The organism is Pseudomonas sp. LPH60 (assembly GCF_030718165.1).
In the GTDB taxonomy this organism is placed as follows: domain Bacteria; phylum Pseudomonadota; class Gammaproteobacteria; order Pseudomonadales; family Pseudomonadaceae; genus Aquipseudomonas; species Aquipseudomonas danubii.
The window spans coordinates 884,595-899,492 of the sequence record NZ_JAVAJH010000002.1; the positions used below are offsets into that span (position 1 = coordinate 884,595).

Below are 14,898 nucleotides of genomic sequence, written 5' to 3' on the forward strand. Positions count from 1 at the left end.
TTTTCTCTGATTGAGCGGAACAGTATTGGCAAGGTGCCATTATTGTGCCGTCATGATCTCGGAAAAATCTTGATATGAGTCAAGCAATCTCTGGCAAGCGGAAGAAAGCTCTGGAGCAGGCGGTGCTGTGGTTGGCCAGGTCTTTCGGGGTCTCTTCCCGGTGCTGTGCCACTTCCCTCAAGACCTCGGTCAGATAGGCCGGTTCGTTACGGCCGCTCTTCGGTTTTGGTCGCAGACTGCGCGGCAGCAGATAGGGAGCATCGCTTTCCAGCATCAGACGCCCGCGGGGAATGTTGCGTACCAGTGGGTGCAGGTGGGTACCCCGGCGTTCGTCGCAGATCCAGCCGGTGATGCCGATGTGCAGGTCAAGATCAAGGTAACTGAACAGCGCCCGTTGTTCACCGGTGAAACAATGCACCACGGCTGCTGGCAAACGGTCACGAAAGTCCCGCAGGATATCCAGCAGACGCTGATTGGCGTCGCGCTCGTGGAGGAACACCGGCAGTTGCAGCTCGGCCGCCAGGGACAAGTGTTCTTCCAGGACTTTTTCCTGTTGTGGGCGGGGGGAGAAGTCGCGATTGAAGTCCAGTCCGCATTCGCCCACTGCACGTACCCGTGGCTCGCTGAGCAATGCGCGCAAACGCCGCGAGCTGTCGGCATTCCAGTCGCTGGCAGCGTGAGGGTGCAGGCCCGCGGTGGCGAACAGTCGCTGCCCGTTGCTGTCCAGTTGCTGGCACAGTTCCAGGGCCTGTTCGCTACCTTCGACGCTGGTTCCGGTCAGGACCAATTGGCAGATCCCAGCCTCATAAGCACGATCGAGAACGGCTTGGTGTTTTTCGGCAAAACAGGGATTGGTCAGGTTGACGCCGATATCGATGAGTTGCATGGTGCTATCTCCGCCTGCGGCCGGAAAGCATATCAGAGCTGTAGATTTATAAGAAAAACCAAGAACTACAACGAGTTAACGCTGTCTTTTGTTGCCGGAAGAACGTAGTGCTCAGGCTTTTTACTGTCATTGCGTTTGTCTTTCGCACCTTGCCAGTGCTCATGGCGCTCTGTTTCTGTCGATCAATTCTTCAAAAAACGACGAAGGGTTGAACAGTATTCTTTGCGGAGAACGGATGACCCGACCCTCGATATTGCTCGCGCTGTGCCTGACGTTGCTACTGCCATTGCCGGCCATGGCGCGCTTGGCGGGGCCGTCGGAAACCCAGGCTGCGGGAAAGGTCCGCGACCTGGCGGAGATCCGCAGCAGTCGGGTTCTGCGGGTACTGGTCAACCAGAGCCGCAATAGTTCCGGTGAAGTCCAGGGCCAGGCCATTGGCGTCGAGTACCATCGTCTGCGCTCGTTCGAGCAGTATCTCAACGGCCATGCCCGTGACGGTCAGGAAATCAGCCTCAAGATCATTCCCAAAGCCAAGGATCAACTGCTTGGCGCCTTGCAGCGAGGAGAAGGGGATCTGGTGGCTCCCGGTGAGTTGTTGGAGGCTCAGCCAGGGCATGCGGTCAGTTCCAGCGATCCGATCGTCAGCAATGTTCCCTTACTGCTGGTGGGGATCAAGGGCGAGCGTCGTTATACGCGTATCGAACAGCTGTCCGGCAAGACTCTGACCCTGACCACTGGTAGCGCCGCAGGGGATGCGGTGAGTCAGATCAATCAGAAACTTGCGTTGCACAAGCTGGCGCCGATCAAGGTCGAGTGGGTGGACCCCAGTCTGGCGGTGGAAGATGTGCTGGAAATGGTCCAGGGCGGGATCTTCCACCTGACCATTGTCGAGCAGCCGATTGCCGAGCGTTGGAGCAAGATCCTGCCCAAGTTGCGTTTTGACAGGCAATTGAAGATCAGTGAGCCGGGAGAGGAGCACTGGTTTGTCCGGCGCGATGCCTCGATGTTGCGGGCAAGTATCGATCGTTTCCTCAAGACCTATAAGACTCCAGCGGACCAGGATGTAGCCTTCTTGCGCATCTATCGTCGCCAGTACCAGGTGCATTACCCCCTGGCTCGGGCCGATCGACAGCGCCTGGAAAAACTGCGGCCGGTGTTGCAGAAGCATGCGGGGGAGCAGGGTATGGACTGGCTGAATCTGGCGGCCCTGGCTTTCAAGGAGTCGGCCTTGCAGCCCAGCGCCAGGAGCGGCAGTGGCCCAACCGGGCTGATGCAGATCACGCCTTCGGCGGCGCAAAGGGTCGGGGTCAACAATATCCAGTCTCTGGACAACAATGTTCAGGCCGGTGCCAAGTACCTGGCGATGATCCGCCGTAAGTTCTTCTCCAGCCCCAAGCTTAACGAACGCGAGCGCATGGCGTTCGTCCTGGCGGCCTACAACATGGGCCCGGAACGGGTACAAGGAATGCGCAGCGAGGCCCGGCGCCGTGGACTGAATCCCAATCAATGGTTTTTCCAGGTTGAGCGTATTGCCATGGAGCAGGTGGGCATGGGCGCGGTCAGCTATGTTAATAGCGTCAATAAATACTATCTGGCCTTTGACCGTGAGCGAGGCTCTCTGGAGCCTCAGGAGCGAAAAGTTGCGTCTCGCAAATAATCGAAAAAACTGATTTTTATCTTGGGTTTTTTGCGCTTTTAGCATGATAAAAATTGATTAATATGGCGACCAACTTCCCCACCATACACAGGACTACAGAGCATGAGCACATTGATCAAAAACCTACTGAGTACTCGCGCCGGTTACGGCTTGAGCGTCTTGCGGATCTTCGTCGGTATCATCTTTGCGGCCCACGGTTCGCAGAAACTCTTTGGCTGGTTCGGGGGAGGCGGTCTGGCGGGAACGGCTCAGTGGATGGAAAGCATTGGTCTGGCTCCTGGGTATCTGATGGCGTTTTTGGCAGGTGGTACCGAGTTCTTCGCTGGTTTGGCGCTGGTCATTGGCTTGCTGGCGCGTCCGGCAGCTCTGGGCTTGTCCTTTACCTTGTTGGTGGCGATCTTCTCGGTGCATATCGGCAATGGTTTGTTCATGGCCAATAACGGCTATGAGTTCGCCCTGGCTCTGCTGGGCGGTACTGTCGCGGTCCTGTTCGAAGGTGCTGGCAAGTTGTCTGTGGATGCAGCAATAACCAAGTGATTTGACGAGCTCGATTCATCCGTCAAGTTGGTCTTCGGCGGCTCTGGATCAACTGCCAGGAAAATTTCCAAGGCCTGCCAATGCAGGCCTTTTTCGTTGTTGGGAAATCTTGACACTGACCTGCTGGCTTCTCTAGGATGCTGCTCATGCGCCGATTTAAACAGCTACTTGCGGGGCGCCAAGTGAGTCGAAAGATCACTGTTAGAAGCTATATTCTGGCTTCGAAATACCGCTAAAGCGCTGGTTCGGTGTTGCCTCTCACCTGCCCGGCAGAAACTTGAGGCAGAGACACAATACGATGAATGCACCACGCCCCCTTGTACGTCTTGCGCCGATCACGGCGAGTCTTTCCCAGCGCAACCCGAAAATCCTTCTTGGCGGCAAACATCAACCCACCTTGTTGCGTTACCTCGACGGCTGGCCACGGCGTTCCCCGGGCCCGGCGGCCTTTTTGATTCAGTTTGTTGAAGAGGGCGAGTCTCTGGCACGTTTTGCCAGCGATAGCTTTGATCTGGCGGTCATTCCGGCCCCCAGTGCAGCGGATGCTGCTGAAGTCATCAAGCAACTGACCCGCGTCGCTCGCCAAGGCCTGATCATTCGCCGCTAGTTACATAGAGGTTTCGGCGGCGCTGTACAGTTTGTTGCTGAACTGCGCCGTATTCAGATTGTGACCCCACCTAACAAGCACTGATTGGGATAGTCCCGGTTGCAGTTACTGCTGGTCATGAGTGAAGCGACAACGGGTTAATGTTCAAACTACGGCGTTACGTTTTGCCAGATCGGCCAGCGCTACGAGGTTGGAAATGTTGAAGCGCTTGAGCAAGCGAACCTTGTAGGTACTGACGGTCTTGTGGCTGATCAACAGAGCGTCGGCAATCTGCTGGTTGTTGAGGCCGCTTGCCAGGAGCTTCAGCACCGTGATCTCGCGATCGGTCAGGCGCGAGATCAACACGCTCTCCTGACTGGCGGCATTGGTGTTTTGCTGCAGGATATTGATGGTGTCTTCCGGGAAGTAGCTGTACCCGGACAGAATGGCTTTAACCGCATTGGCCAGCTCGTGAAGGTTTTCAGTCTTGCACAGAAATCCCGCGGCTCCCGCTTGCAGGCATCGCAGGGCGAAGTTCTTCGAGTCACTGGAAGTCAGAACTAGGGTTTTTACAAGCAGGTCCGCGGACTTGATATGGGCGATGACCGAAAAGCCGTCCAGGTTGGGAATACCCAGGTCGAGGATCAACAGGTCCGGCATGTGCTTTCGCACCAGTTGCACCGCGTCCGCACCGTTGTCGGCTTCGGCAACGATGGTGTGATGGTGGGGTTCCAGCACCGACCTGATGGCCAGTCGAATCAGAGGATGGTCATCGACGATAATGATGTTGCCCATTTAGTGCGTTCCCTTTGTTTTTAGAGGTGTTGGTCAGTATTGGCGGGTGCTTTGGATAAGTAGGTTTCAAGTTGTGCCTCAGGCTGGGTGCAAACACTGTTACTTAAGGTGTGTCTTGTGCCGTAAGCCTCAGCTGTTTGGCTCTATGATTGGCTGACCTCTCTGAAATCTAAATCGGACAAATCTGATAGTGCTGACAGGCTGGGAGAAGGGGGCGTAACAACCCTCCCATGACGGGCCGAGTGCATCACTCATTCAAATAACAGAACAGCATGTACAAGGCTGGAAGGTGACAAGCCAATTGAGTACTAAGCTCATCACACAGGATGGTTACGACGCTCTGAAGCAGGAGTTGGATTATCTGTGGCGGGAGAAGCGCCCGGATATTACCCAGAAGGTCACTTGGGCCGCGTCATTGGGTGACCGCAGTGAGAACGCGGACTATCAGTACAACAAAAAACTCTTGCGGGAAATTGATCGCCGGGTGCGTTACATACGCAAGCGTCTGGAAGACATGAAGGTGGTTTCCTACGCGCCAGAGCAGGAAGGGCGAGTGTTCTTTGGCGCCTGGGTAGAAGTGGAAAACGAGGCTGCCGAGATCAAGCGCTTTCGTATCGTTGGATACGACGAGATCTATCTGCGCAAGGACTACATTTCCATCGACTCGCCCATGGCCCGGGCGCTGCTGAAGAAGGAAGTGGGCGACGAGGCCATTGTTCATACGCCGGCTGGCGAAACCTGCTGGTGGATCAATCAGATCGACTATGAGAAGTAGGCTCGCCAGCCTGTGCTGGCGAGCTGTTGCTCTTCACCCTTCGCGCAGGACGCTCAACGGGCTGGCGTTCAATGCCCGGCGGGTGCCGAAAACCCCGGCCCCGCCCACCAACAGGGCGCCTATCAGCGGCAGCAGCAATAGCCAGGGATGTGGGTGCCAGGGCAGGTCGAAGGCGAATCGGTAAAGCACCAGGCTGACCAGTTCGCTACCCAGGGCTGCCAGCAGGCCGCTGACGGCGCCGAGAAGACCGAACTCGATCCGCCGAGCCTTGACCAGCAACCGCCTCTCGGCACCGAGCGCGCGTAATAGGGCGCCTTGGCGAATGCGCTCGTCCAACGTGGCCTGCAGGCCGGAAAACAGCACTGCCATTCCGGCCGCCAGGACAAACAGCAATACATACTCCACTGCCAGAGTGACCTGGGCCAGGATGCTGCGCAGTTGCTCCAGCAAGGCCTCCACTTGAAGAATAGTCACCGCTGGAAAGGCCCTGGATAGCTCGATGACCTGCTGGTCGTGTCCCGGGCTCAGATAAAAGCTGGTCAGGTAGGTGGCAGGCAGGTCTTTCAGGGTGCCTGGCTGGAAGATCATGAAGAAGTTCGGTTGGAAGTTGTCCCAGTTGATGCTGCGCAGGCTGGTAACCCGGGCTTCCCGATTAACGCCCGCGACCGTGAAGGTCAGTTGGTCGCCCAGCTTCAGTTTCAAGCTTTGTGCAACCTTGGCCTCCACCGATACGCCGGGCACAGCGTCGGCGGGCTGCGCTGACCACCAGTTGCCTTCGGTGATGCGGTTGCCGGCCGGCAGGTCGGCGGCCCAGGTCAGGCTCAGGTCGCGCTGTACCGCGCGGTCGCCACTGGAGTCCTTGCTGACTATCTCCCTTACAGGCTCGCCGTTGATGCTCACCAGGCGTCCGGGAACCACTGGATACAGCGGTGCCGAAGGGGCTGAAAGTTGTACCAGGCGTTCGCTAAAAGCCTGTTTTTCGGCGGGTAGGATATTCAGTGCAAAGTAATTGGGGGCATTTTTCGGCAACTGGTTCTGCCAGGTATCGAGCAGTTCGCCCCGCAGCAGGGCGATCAATGCCATGGACAGCAGAATCAGACCAAAGGCCAGGGACTGTCCGGCTGCCGCCAGGGGATGCCGCAGCAACTGGCCCAGCCCCAGGCGCCAGGGCAGGGAGGAGCGGGCCAGCAGACGACGCAGGCTTTGCAGCACCAGAAGCAGTAACCCACCCAGTACCAGTGCAGCTACCAGCCCACCGCCGAGCAGTGCAAAGGTCAGGATCAGATCCAGACTCAGGCGCCACATGATCAGGCCCAGGGCAAACAGGGCCGCGCCGTAGATCATCCAGGTACTGGAAGGAATTGGCAGCAGGTCACGACGTAACACGCGAAGTGGCGGGACTCGCCCCAAGGCAGCCAGGGGCGGTAGGGCAAACCCTGCCAGGGCCACCAACCCGGTGCCAATGCCGGCAATGGCCGGGAGCAGGCCACCTGGAGGCACATCGCTGGGCAGCAGGTCATGCAGCAGATAGAACAGGCCAAGTTGGGCCAACCACCCCAGCAGTGCGCCGCTGACGCTGGCCAGGAGCCCCAGAAGTCCCAATTGCACGCTGAACAGCAACATGGTTTCCCGTCGCGACAGACCGAGGCAGCGTAGCAAGGCGCTGGCATCGAAGCGCCGGGCTGCGAAACGATTGGCCGATAAGGCGACGGCGACCCCGGATAGCAACACGGCTACCAGACTGGCCATGTTCAGGTAACGCTCAGCCTTGCCCAGGGCGCCGCCAATCTGCTGGTTGCCATCGCGGGCATCCTGCAGTCGCTGGTTGGGCGCCAGGCCCGGCTTGATCAGTTGGCGATAGCTCTCTAGGGCCAGTGCCGGGCCGCGCCAGAGCTCCTTGTAGCTGACCCGGCTACCCGGCTGGACGACGCCGGTGGCTTGCAGGTCGTCCAGGCTGATCAGCACTCGAGGCGTCAGGCTATAGAAGTTGCCGGCTCGGTCGGGCTCATAGGTCAGGACCCGAGCCAGCCGCAGGGGGTGCGTGCCGACGTCGATGCTGTCGCCGATCTTCAGATTCAGCGCGGTCAGCAGGCGTGATTCGACCCAGGCTTCACCGGCCTTTGGACCTCCACCGGGCTCTTCAATACCGTAGGGCGCTGCCGCGCTCTTGAGTTGGCCGCGTAGTGGGTAGGCATTGTCCACTGCCTTGATACTCGACAGCTGGATGCCATTGTCGGTGGCGATAACGCTGGAGAATTCGACTATGCGGGCATGATCGAGTCCCAGTGCACGCCCGCTGTCGACCTGCTCCGGGCGTGCCGGTGAGCTGCCCTCCAGAAGCAGATCAGCCCCGAGAAACTCGGTGGCCCGCAGCAGCATGGCGCCGTTCAGGCGGGCGCCGAAATAACCAATGGCGGTGCTCGCCGCCACAGCCACCAGCAAGGCAAAGAACAGTACCCGTAACTCCCCGGCGCGGGCATCGCGCAACAGCTGGCGCAGGGCGAGGCTGAACAGGCGCAACAGCGGCAGACGTGCCATCAAGGCTCCAGAGGGGCGACCAGCAAGCCCGCTTCAAGACGGATCAGGCGCCGGCAACGATGGGCCAGGCGTTCATCATGGGTCACCAGCACCAGGGTCGTGCCGCTCTCCTTGTTGAGTTCGAACAGCAGGTCGCTGATGCGTTCACCGGTGTGGCTGTCGAGGTTGCCGGTAGGTTCGTCGGCAAACAGCACGTCGGGTTCGGCGGCAAAGGCCCGGGCGATGGCTACTCGTTGTTGCTCACCGCCGGAAAGCTGGCGAGGCGAGTGGCTCAGGCGCTGGCCGAGGCCGACCCGTCGCAGCAGCTCGGTGGCGCGCTCACGGGCGTCGCGGCGGCCATCCAGTTCCAGGGGCAGCATGACGTTTTCCAGGGCGTTGAGGCTGTCGAGCAACTGGAAGGATTGAAACACGAACCCAACGTGCTCGGCCCTGACCCGTGCTCGCTGATCTTCATCCAGGCGACTCAAGGCCTGGCCGGCGAGGGTGACCTCACCACTACTGGGCAGGTCGAGTCCTGCCAGCAAACCGAGCAGTGTGGATTTTCCGGAACCCGAGGCGCCGACTATGGCCAGGCTGTCGCCCTGGTTCAGCTCCAGGCTGAGTTCATGAAGGATGGTCAGTTCACCTTCCGCGCTGGGAACCACTTTGCTAAGGTTCCGCGCAGTGAGAATGCTTGCGCCCATGGAGAATCCGATGCGTGTATGGTTTTTGAGTGCCGGCCTGGCCTTGATGTGCATGGCCCAGAACGCAGCGGCGGGTACGGTCCTGATCGTGGGCGATAGTATCAGTGCGGCTTTCGGCCTGGATACCCGCGAGGGGTGGGTGGCTCTGTTGGAGAAGCGGCTCAAGGACCAGGGTTTCACCGACAAAGTGATCAACGCCTCGGTCAGTGGCGACACCAGTGCCGGTGGCCTGGCGCGGCTGCCGCCGCTGCTTGCAGAGCATAAGCCTGAGGTGGTGATCCTCGAGTTGGGCGGCAACGATGGCCTGCGCGGCCAGCCGCCTCAGCAATTGCAACAAAATCTTGCGTCGATGATCGACAGTGCCCAGGCCAGTGGTGCCAAGGTGCTGCTGTTGGGCATGCAGTTGCCGCCCAACTATGGTGTGCGCTACACCCAGGCGTTCGCTCAGGTTTATGGCCAGTTGGCCAGTGACAAAAAGGTGGCGCTGGTACCGTTTTTTCTTGATGGGGTCGGTGGTCATCCCGAACTGATGCAGGCAGACGGTCTGCACCCTGCAGCAGCGGCTCAGGACAAGTTGCTGGAAAATGTCTGGCCGACGCTAAAACCGCTGCTTTGACGCTTTTCTAGTGGCAGTGTTTCGGCTAATGTGGCGCCCCCGATTTGGAGCCCCCGATGCCGCGTCCCGCCTGGTCCCTGTTTGCCTATCAACTGATCGAGCCTGATGAACAGCTTGACCTGTTCGCCTGCCAGGAAGTTCGAGTGCATCTGGTGACGCGTCAGCTGGAGTTGGGTGGTTCTGCCGATCGGACCTTGTGTGGCACTTTGTTGCCCGCGCAGCCGCGCTGGTCGAGTGTGGATCGGACGATTTTCCAGGATCAACGACTCTGCCCTTTGTGCCGGGCAATCCTGGAGTCGCAAAAGCGCGGCACTCCGCCGATCTGGCCGGAGTTGCGCTTCGAGCTGTAGGCGGTCGATAGCGGACCGTTTCGACAGGGATTTCATGTGCCTGCGCTTGTGTCTCCCGCTTGGCTCCCGCAGCCAGGGGGCGGGGTGTACAATCGCGTTTCTATCACTCGTTTTTCATGCGAAGGATTATCCGGATGTTGCCGCGTCTCCCCGTCGTCACCCGCTGCCTGACACTTGCCGCATTGTGTGTGGCCGGTCCCGTTGCAGCATTGGAATTGCCTCTACCGCCGCCCGGTGAAGATATTGTCGGTCAGGTGCAGGTGATCAAGGCCAAGTACGAAGACACCTTCGCCGACCTGGGCACTGCTCATGACCTGGGGTATCTGGAGATGGTGGCGGCCAATCCGGGAGTCGACCCCTGGTTGCCGGGGGCGGGGACCGAGGTCATCTTGCCCACCCGTTTCATCCTGCCTCCCGGGCCCCGTGAGGGCATCGTGATTAACCTGGCGGAGTATCGTCTTTACTACTTCCCCAAGGGGCGGAATGTGGTTTACACCTTCCCGTTGGGCATTGGGCGCGAGGGTTGGGGGTCGCCGATCGCTCATACCAGCATTACTGCGAAAACCCCGAATCCAACCTGGACTCCACCAGCGTCGATCCGGGCCGAACATGCTGCCGATGGTGATCCGCTGCCGAGCGTGGTACCGGCAGGACCGAATAACCCGCTGGGGCCGTTCAAGTTCACCTTGGGCACGCCTGGTTACCTGATCCACGGTTCGAACAAAAAGTTCGGCATCGGTATGCGCACCAGCCATGGCTGTTTCCGTATGCTCAACAACAACGTGCTGGAAATGGCCGGGATGGTTCCGGTAGGAACTTCCGTGCGTATCATCAACGATCCGTACAAGTTCGGTATCAGCGGTGGCAAAGTCTATCTGGAGGCGCATACACCTTTGGATGACAAGGGTAATCCTTCAGTGGTCGACAAGCACACTGCGGTGATCAATGCTTTGCTCAAGCGCGAAGATCTGGCCAACAACCTGCGCATGAACTGGGATGTGGTCAGGGATGTAGTGGCGGCCGAAGATGGCTTGCCAGTGGAGATCGCAATACCGACCACTGCGCCTGCAACATCGTTGTCCAGTGCTCCGTTCGATCTGCAGCAGTAAGGGTTAGAACAACAACCCGTCGAGACCTGCCGGTGTCGACGGGTTTTTTATTGTCAGTGGAAAATCCCAGGCAATAAAAAAGCCGATCCAAAAAATGGATCGGCTTGATAACAATCCCGAGGGACTATTACTTGCGGCTAGCTTTTTCCAGCATACGCAGAGCGCGCTCGTTAGCTTCGTCAGCAGTCTGTTGTGCTTTTTGAGCAGCAGCCAGAGCTTCATCAGCTTTACGATAGGCTTCGTCTGCACGAGCCTGAGCACGAGCTGCTGCATCTTCAGTAGCAGTCAGACGAGCTTCGGTTTCTTTGGATACGCTGCTGCAACCGGTAGCCAGAACTGCGGCCAGAGCCAGAGCAGAGAATTTCAGAACGTTGTTCATCGTGTTCCCCTTCAAGGACTTTCTATTAGTAGCTATCACCTCAGAGTGAGGAAATAGCCGGCGTACATACTACCCATTACTTGTAGTAAGTAAACTGACGTAGCGCAAGAAGCAAAAAAAATTCTAGGCGGTGATTCTTTTTCGAGCAACTTTTTAAGCGATTGTATAAAAAACATTCAGCGGCAAGGCTCTGTCAGAGGGTGCTGGTTGTTTGCCAGCATTCTCCAGGCGCTGTTTCAGAGTCTAGGCTAAAGTAGCCTATATTCTGTCGATGGCACTTTTCTTCAGAATCTGCCCAGCCTTGGCCTATCTTTATCCATCTTGCCGGTGACTTTAAGAAACGGTGCTCGTCTTAAGTTTCAGCATCCGGCGATGTATAGCCTCAACGCATTTTTACACTGGGCCTGACGGTGCTTTCTGCAAGGCTTGCTGAGGGCGTTTTACGTTGATCTGTGACGAGTGTGGCTTGAGCATTTATGCCCAGGGCGCCTACTATTTTGTAACGTGCTCGCGATGTAAGGGGGATGCCTTCTACGGTGGTGTCCGACAGGCACGAGGTGGCGTAAGTTGTTCCTTCGCCGGAAAAACATCGGTAAGGTATGGGTCAGCATTCCAGACCCGCAAGGAGTAGTGATGAGCGAGGCGTTGTCCATCCACCATGACCAGGCTGGTCATCAGTTCGAGACCAATGTGGACGGTCATCGTGCCTACCTGACCTATATGGACCTGGGTAAGCAGACTCTGGATATCTACCGCACCTTCGTGCCCAACGCATTACGTGGGCGCGGCATTGCCGCGGCGTTGACCGAGCAGGCGCTGGAGTACGCCGAGCGTATGGGTTACACAGTGATTCCATCCTGTTCTTATGTAGAACGCTACATGGAACGCCATCAGCGTCACGCAGCAAAGCTCTGATCGGGGCGACCATAAAAAACGCCGGGCTTGGCCCGGCGTTTTTGTGTCTGACGAAAAGGAATCAGCTGCGATCGCGTTTCGGCAATACGTCCTTGAGCTTGGCGTGCATGCTGCGCAGGGTTTTCTCGGTGCTTTCCCAGTCGATGCAGGCGTCGGTAATCGATACGCCGTACTGCAGGTCTGACAGGTCCTTCGGAATCGCCTGGCAACCCCAGTTCAGGTGACTTTCCACCATCAGACCGATGATCGACTGGTTGCCTTCCAGGATTTGGTTGGCAACGTTTTCCATGACTAGAGGTTGCAGCGCCGGGTCCTTGTTGGAGTTGGCATGGCTGCAGTCGATCATGATGTTCGGCTTGATCTTGGCCTTGCTCAGGGCTTGTTCGCAGACAGCGACGCTCACCGAGTCGTAGTTCGGCTTACCGTTGCCGCCACGCAGCACCACGTGGCCGTAGGCGTTGCCTTTGGTGGTTACGATCGATACGCCACCTTGTGGGTTGATCCCCAGGAAACGATGCGGGCTGGATACCGATTGCAGCGCATTGATCGCCACGGTTAGGCCACCGTCGGTGCCATTCTTGAAGCCCACGGCCGACGACAGGCCGGAAGCCATTTCCCGATGGGTCTGGGATTCGGTGGTGCGTGCACCGATGGCCGACCAACTGATCAGGTCCTGCAGATATTGCGGGGAGATCGGGTCAAGGGCTTCAGTGGCGGTAGGCAGGCCCATTTCAGCCAGGTCCAGCAACAACTGCCGCCCGATATGCAAACCGTCCTGAATCTTGAACGAGTCATCCAGGTAAGGGTCGTTGATCAGGCCTTTCCAGCCAACGGTAGTACGGGGTTTCTCGAAGTACACCCGCATTACCAGATAGAGAGTGTCAGAGACTTCCGCCGCCAGTGCCTTGAGACGTTCAGCGTACTCGTGCGCTGCCTTGATGTCGTGGATCGAGCAGGGCCCAATGACGATAAACAGACGGTGATCAGTGCCATCGAGGATGTTGCGGATCACTTCGCGACCCTTGGTCACGGTGCGCAAGGCGGTGTCGCTAAGGGGGATGTCTCGCTTGAGTTGATCAGGGGTGATCAGGGTCTCGTTGGAGGCGACGTTAAGGTCGTTGATCGGTAAATCAGCCATCGTGTTACTCGTCAGGTCACGGGTGCCGGCCGCCAGCGATCCCCGCGCGGCGGAGCACAGCGGATTTGAGCGCGTCGGGGAGCGGAACCTTAGCGCGTTACCCGGTGACTCTACAATGGGCAGACGGCGGTTTTATTGGGCTAAGGCTGCACAAAAGCCTGGTGTACGCGGTCCTCGGAATAGTCCTCTGCGTGCTGCTCGACCCAATTCAGGGCCAGGGCCTCGATGCATTGTTGTTCGCTCTGAGGTTCATGCAGGCGGCAGTATCGAGCGATCTGGCACACCTGTTCGCCCATGCGGGCGCCGAACAGCGTTTGTTCATCGACGAAAGCGATGCCCACCAGGTAGCCGCGCTTGCGTTTCAGGCACCAGGCGACATAGCCGTTGTAGCGCGCATTTTCCCCCAGCGTCGGCATATACACCTCTAGTGCGGTGCCGTGGCGCCAGGCGCGGTGGTAATTGCACGCCATGCCACCGAGGCTGATAGTGTGCAACCGCTGACGCGAAATGCAGGCGTATTTACGCAGGGTCAGTTCAACCGGAACATCATCAGGATGAGGCAAAAAACGTCCCATGACCGCAGACTCCGAGTGTCGTCCATTTGACATTGTTTCCCCCAGTATAGTGGTCGAATTGGAACTGACAGACTTCGATATCGACCAGCAATTGCTGGGTCTGGATGGGGTTTCCCTGGTGGTTTTCACCAGCGTTGGCTGTTCCAGTTGCCGTTGGGCGCGGGCGCAATTGCCGGGGCTGGGCTTGCCGGTCGAGCGCTTGTGCTGGGTCGACGCCGCTGACAACGGAGGCGCCGTGGAGCGCTATCAGGTGTTTCACCTGCCGGCCCTGTTTGTGGTGAGCGACGGTGAGTTTTATGGGGCGTTGCAGTCGCGGCTGACGTACAAGGAGCTCACTGAGGGCTTGCGTCAGGCGCTCAATCGAATTCCAGAGGAGTTGCCTTGATGAATGCAGGTCGTAAACCGCGTGTGGGCATTATCGGGACCGGAGCGATCGGAGGTTTTTACGGGGTGATGCTGGCACGCGCCGGTTTCGACGTGCACTTTCTATTGCGTAGCGAGTTTTCGACGGTGGTGGAGCAGGGGCTGCAGGTCAACAGCGCTCAGTACGGGGCGTTGAGCCTGAAACCGGTGCAGGCATACGCCAGCGCTGAGGAGATGCCGCTTTGTGACTGGCTGCTGGTGGGAGCCAAGACCACCAGCAACCTCCAGTTGGCGCCGGCGATCATTCAGGCGGCGGCGCCTGATGCCAAGGTTCTGTTGCTGCAGAACGGCCTGGACGTTGAAGATGGCCTGCGCGCCGTGCTTCCTGAGTCGCTGCACCTACTGGGTGGCTTGTGCTTTATCTGTGTCCATCGTGCGGGTCCCGGCCAGATCGAGCACCAGGCTCTTGGTGCAGTCAATCTGGGTTACCACAGCGGTCCAGCAAGCGCTGATCCGGTGTTGAGCCAGGCTATTGTCGAAGAAGGGGCGGCGTTGTTTCGTGAGGCCGGGCTTGATTCCAAGGTCATGGGCAACCTGCAGCAGGCGCGTTGGCAGAAGCTGGTGTGGAATGTGCCTTACAACGGTCTGTCGGTGCTGCTCAAGGCCAGCACCACGCCGTTGATGGCCGATCCGGACAGCCGCGAGTTGATTCAGAACCTCATGCAGGAGGTGCTTCTGGGGGCCGCGGCTTGTGGTCATGTCATTCCAGATGCCTACGCACAGCAACTGTTCAAGTCCACCGAGCACATGCCCGACTACTGGCCGAGCATGTACCATGATTTCCTGCATCAGCGTCCTCTGGAGTTGGCAGCCATCTATGCCGCACCTTTGGCGGCAGCCAGGGCCGCTGGCTGTGAGCTGCCGAAAATCCAGGCGCTTTACCAGGCCTTGAGTTTCATCGACCGGCATCACGCTTGAGCTGATTACCTGAAGGGG

17 protein-coding genes are annotated in these 14,898 nt (G+C 58.3%); 10 read left to right on the plus strand and 7 right to left on the minus strand.

Going from position 1 to position 14,898, the window contains the following annotated elements:
* Window positions 1-79: 79 nt before the first annotated feature.
* Window positions 80-886 (minus strand): TatD family hydrolase, encoded by an 807-nt coding sequence (locus Q8O96_RS09730; RefSeq protein ID WP_102860879.1) that lies wholly within the window; start codon window positions 884-886, stop codon window positions 80-82.
* 235 nt (window positions 887-1,121) lie between these two features.
* Between Q8O96_RS09730 and Q8O96_RS09735 the strand changes: the two genes are divergently transcribed.
* The 3 genes from Q8O96_RS09735 to Q8O96_RS09745 all read left to right on the plus strand — a co-directional run bounded on the left by Q8O96_RS09735 (window position 1,122) and on the right by Q8O96_RS09745 (window position 3,687).
* Window positions 1,122-2,543 (plus strand): transglycosylase SLT domain-containing protein, encoded by a 1,422-nt coding sequence (locus Q8O96_RS09735; protein WP_250329431.1) that lies wholly within the window; start codon window positions 1,122-1,124, stop codon window positions 2,541-2,543.
* Between the two features lie 102 nt (window positions 2,544-2,645).
* Window positions 2,646-3,080 (plus strand): DoxX family protein, encoded by a 435-nt coding sequence (locus tag Q8O96_RS09740; protein ID WP_305948717.1) that lies wholly within the window; start codon window positions 2,646-2,648, stop codon window positions 3,078-3,080.
* 298 nt (window positions 3,081-3,378) lie between these two features.
* Window positions 3,379-3,687 (plus strand): hypothetical protein, encoded by a 309-nt coding sequence (locus Q8O96_RS09745; protein ID WP_102860882.1) that lies wholly within the window; start codon window positions 3,379-3,381, stop codon window positions 3,685-3,687.
* A 144-nt stretch (window positions 3,688-3,831) separates the two neighbouring features.
* Here the strand turns inward: Q8O96_RS09745 and Q8O96_RS09750 are convergent, their stop codons facing one another.
* The gene (locus Q8O96_RS09750) at window positions 3,832-4,461 is read right to left on the minus strand and encodes a response regulator transcription factor (RefSeq protein WP_102860883.1); all 630 of its coding nucleotides are present in this window, start codon (window positions 4,459-4,461) and stop codon (window positions 3,832-3,834) included.
* A 301-nt stretch (window positions 4,462-4,762) separates the two neighbouring features.
* Between Q8O96_RS09750 and greB the strand changes: the two genes are divergently transcribed.
* Window positions 4,763-5,236 carry a transcription elongation factor GreB gene (gene greB / locus Q8O96_RS09755; protein ID WP_102860884.1) on the plus strand — a complete coding sequence of 158 codons (474 nt, stop codon included), beginning with the start codon at window positions 4,763-4,765 and terminating at the stop codon, window positions 5,234-5,236.
* A gap of 33 nt (window positions 5,237-5,269) precedes the next feature.
* Here the strand turns inward: greB and Q8O96_RS09760 are convergent, their stop codons facing one another.
* Together Q8O96_RS09760 and Q8O96_RS09765 are read right to left on the minus strand one after the other, a co-directional pair.
* Entirely contained in the window at window positions 5,270-7,774 is a 2,505-nt protein-coding gene (locus tag Q8O96_RS09760) for an ABC transporter permease (protein ID WP_305948718.1), read from the minus strand.
* Entirely contained in the window at window positions 7,774-8,457 is a 684-nt protein-coding gene (locus Q8O96_RS09765) for an ABC transporter ATP-binding protein (RefSeq protein WP_102860886.1), read from the minus strand. The genes Q8O96_RS09760 and Q8O96_RS09765 overlap by 1 nt, the downstream gene beginning before the upstream one ends.
* Before the next feature lie 10 nt (window positions 8,458-8,467).
* On the opposite strand from Q8O96_RS09765, the gene Q8O96_RS09770 reads away from it, so the two are divergent.
* From Q8O96_RS09770 to Q8O96_RS09780, 3 genes are all read left to right on the plus strand, one after another.
* Window positions 8,468-9,073 carry an arylesterase gene (locus Q8O96_RS09770; RefSeq protein WP_102860887.1) on the plus strand — a complete coding sequence of 202 codons (606 nt, stop codon included), beginning with the start codon at window positions 8,468-8,470 and terminating at the stop codon, window positions 9,071-9,073.
* A 56-nt stretch (window positions 9,074-9,129) separates the two neighbouring features.
* On the plus strand, window positions 9,130-9,423 hold the full coding sequence (locus tag Q8O96_RS09775) for a hypothetical protein (protein ID WP_007931378.1): 294 nt from the start codon (window positions 9,130-9,132) through the stop codon (window positions 9,421-9,423).
* A 134-nt stretch (window positions 9,424-9,557) separates the two neighbouring features.
* Window positions 9,558-10,532 (plus strand): L,D-transpeptidase family protein, encoded by a 975-nt coding sequence (locus Q8O96_RS09780; protein ID WP_207166345.1) that lies wholly within the window; start codon window positions 9,558-9,560, stop codon window positions 10,530-10,532.
* A gap of 127 nt (window positions 10,533-10,659) precedes the next feature.
* On the opposite strand, the gene oprI is transcribed toward Q8O96_RS09780, so the two are convergent.
* Window positions 10,660-10,911 (minus strand): outer membrane lipoprotei OprI, encoded by a 252-nt coding sequence (gene oprI / locus Q8O96_RS09785; RefSeq protein ID WP_003448337.1) that lies wholly within the window; start codon window positions 10,909-10,911, stop codon window positions 10,660-10,662.
* Between the two features lie 633 nt (window positions 10,912-11,544).
* Between oprI and Q8O96_RS09790 the strand changes: the two genes are divergently transcribed.
* The gene (locus Q8O96_RS09790; protein ID WP_011062548.1) at window positions 11,545-11,826 is read left to right on the plus strand and encodes a GNAT family N-acetyltransferase; all 282 of its coding nucleotides are present in this window, start codon (window positions 11,545-11,547) and stop codon (window positions 11,824-11,826) included.
* Window positions 11,827-11,887: 61 nt separating this feature from the next.
* Here Q8O96_RS09790 and Q8O96_RS09795 read toward each other — a convergent pair whose 3' ends face one another.
* Window positions 11,888-12,964 carry a 3-deoxy-7-phosphoheptulonate synthase gene (locus tag Q8O96_RS09795; protein WP_016967428.1) on the minus strand — a complete coding sequence of 359 codons (1,077 nt, stop codon included), beginning with the start codon at window positions 12,962-12,964 and terminating at the stop codon, window positions 11,888-11,890.
* 140 nt (window positions 12,965-13,104) lie between these two features.
* The gene (locus tag Q8O96_RS09800) at window positions 13,105-13,539 is read right to left on the minus strand and encodes a PilZ domain-containing protein (RefSeq protein WP_102860889.1); all 435 of its coding nucleotides are present in this window, start codon (window positions 13,537-13,539) and stop codon (window positions 13,105-13,107) included.
* On the opposite strand from Q8O96_RS09800, the gene Q8O96_RS09805 reads away from it, so the two are divergent.
* Both Q8O96_RS09805 and Q8O96_RS09810 read left to right on the plus strand, forming a co-directional pair.
* Window positions 13,538-13,924 (plus strand): thioredoxin, encoded by a 387-nt coding sequence (locus Q8O96_RS09805; RefSeq protein WP_102880446.1) that lies wholly within the window; start codon window positions 13,538-13,540, stop codon window positions 13,922-13,924. The two genes, Q8O96_RS09800 and Q8O96_RS09805, sit on opposite strands and share 2 nt — an antisense overlap.
* Window positions 13,924-14,880, plus strand: coding sequence for a putative 2-dehydropantoate 2-reductase (locus tag Q8O96_RS09810; RefSeq protein ID WP_305948719.1), 957 nt, complete (start codon window positions 13,924-13,926; stop codon window positions 14,878-14,880). The genes Q8O96_RS09805 and Q8O96_RS09810 overlap by 1 nt, the downstream gene beginning before the upstream one ends.
* Window positions 14,881-14,898 lie beyond the last annotated feature (18 nt).

Excerpts from the sequence above, each read along its gene's own strand:
- Q8O96_RS09730 (WP_102860879.1), bottom strand. The coding sequence starts at position 886 with ATGCAACTCATCGATATCGGCGTCAACCTGACCAATCCCTGTTTTGCC.
- Q8O96_RS09735 (WP_250329431.1), top strand. The coding sequence starts at position 1,122 with ATGACCCGACCCTCGATATTGCTCGCGCTGTGCCTGACGTTGCTACTG.
- Q8O96_RS09740 (WP_305948717.1), top strand. The coding sequence starts at position 2,646 with ATGAGCACATTGATCAAAAACCTACTGAGTACTCGCGCCGGTTACGGC.
- Q8O96_RS09745 (WP_102860882.1), top strand. The coding sequence starts at position 3,379 with ATGAATGCACCACGCCCCCTTGTACGTCTTGCGCCGATCACGGCGAGT.
- Q8O96_RS09750 (WP_102860883.1), bottom strand. The coding sequence starts at position 4,461 with ATGGGCAACATCATTATCGTCGATGACCATCCTCTGATTCGACTGGCC.
- Q8O96_RS09760 (WP_305948718.1), bottom strand. The coding sequence starts at position 7,774 with ATGGCACGTCTGCCGCTGTTGCGCCTGTTCAGCCTCGCCCTGCGCCAG.
- Q8O96_RS09765 (WP_102860886.1), bottom strand. The coding sequence starts at position 8,457 with ATGGGCGCAAGCATTCTCACTGCGCGGAACCTTAGCAAAGTGGTTCCC.
- Q8O96_RS09770 (WP_102860887.1), top strand. The coding sequence starts at position 8,468 with ATGCGTGTATGGTTTTTGAGTGCCGGCCTGGCCTTGATGTGCATGGCC.
- Q8O96_RS09775 (WP_007931378.1), top strand. The coding sequence starts at position 9,130 with ATGCCGCGTCCCGCCTGGTCCCTGTTTGCCTATCAACTGATCGAGCCT.
- Q8O96_RS09780 (WP_207166345.1), top strand. The coding sequence starts at position 9,558 with ATGTTGCCGCGTCTCCCCGTCGTCACCCGCTGCCTGACACTTGCCGCA.
- oprI (WP_003448337.1), bottom strand. The coding sequence starts at position 10,911 with ATGAACAACGTTCTGAAATTCTCTGCTCTGGCTCTGGCCGCAGTTCTG.
- Q8O96_RS09790 (WP_011062548.1), top strand. The coding sequence starts at position 11,545 with ATGAGCGAGGCGTTGTCCATCCACCATGACCAGGCTGGTCATCAGTTC.
- Q8O96_RS09795 (WP_016967428.1), bottom strand. The coding sequence starts at position 12,964 with ATGGCTGATTTACCGATCAACGACCTTAACGTCGCCTCCAACGAGACC.
- Q8O96_RS09805 (WP_102880446.1), top strand. The coding sequence starts at position 13,538 with ATGACCGCAGACTCCGAGTGTCGTCCATTTGACATTGTTTCCCCCAGT.
- Q8O96_RS09800 (WP_102860889.1), bottom strand. The coding sequence starts at position 13,539 with ATGGGACGTTTTTTGCCTCATCCTGATGATGTTCCGGTTGAACTGACC.
- Q8O96_RS09810 (WP_305948719.1), top strand. The coding sequence starts at position 13,924 with ATGAATGCAGGTCGTAAACCGCGTGTGGGCATTATCGGGACCGGAGCG.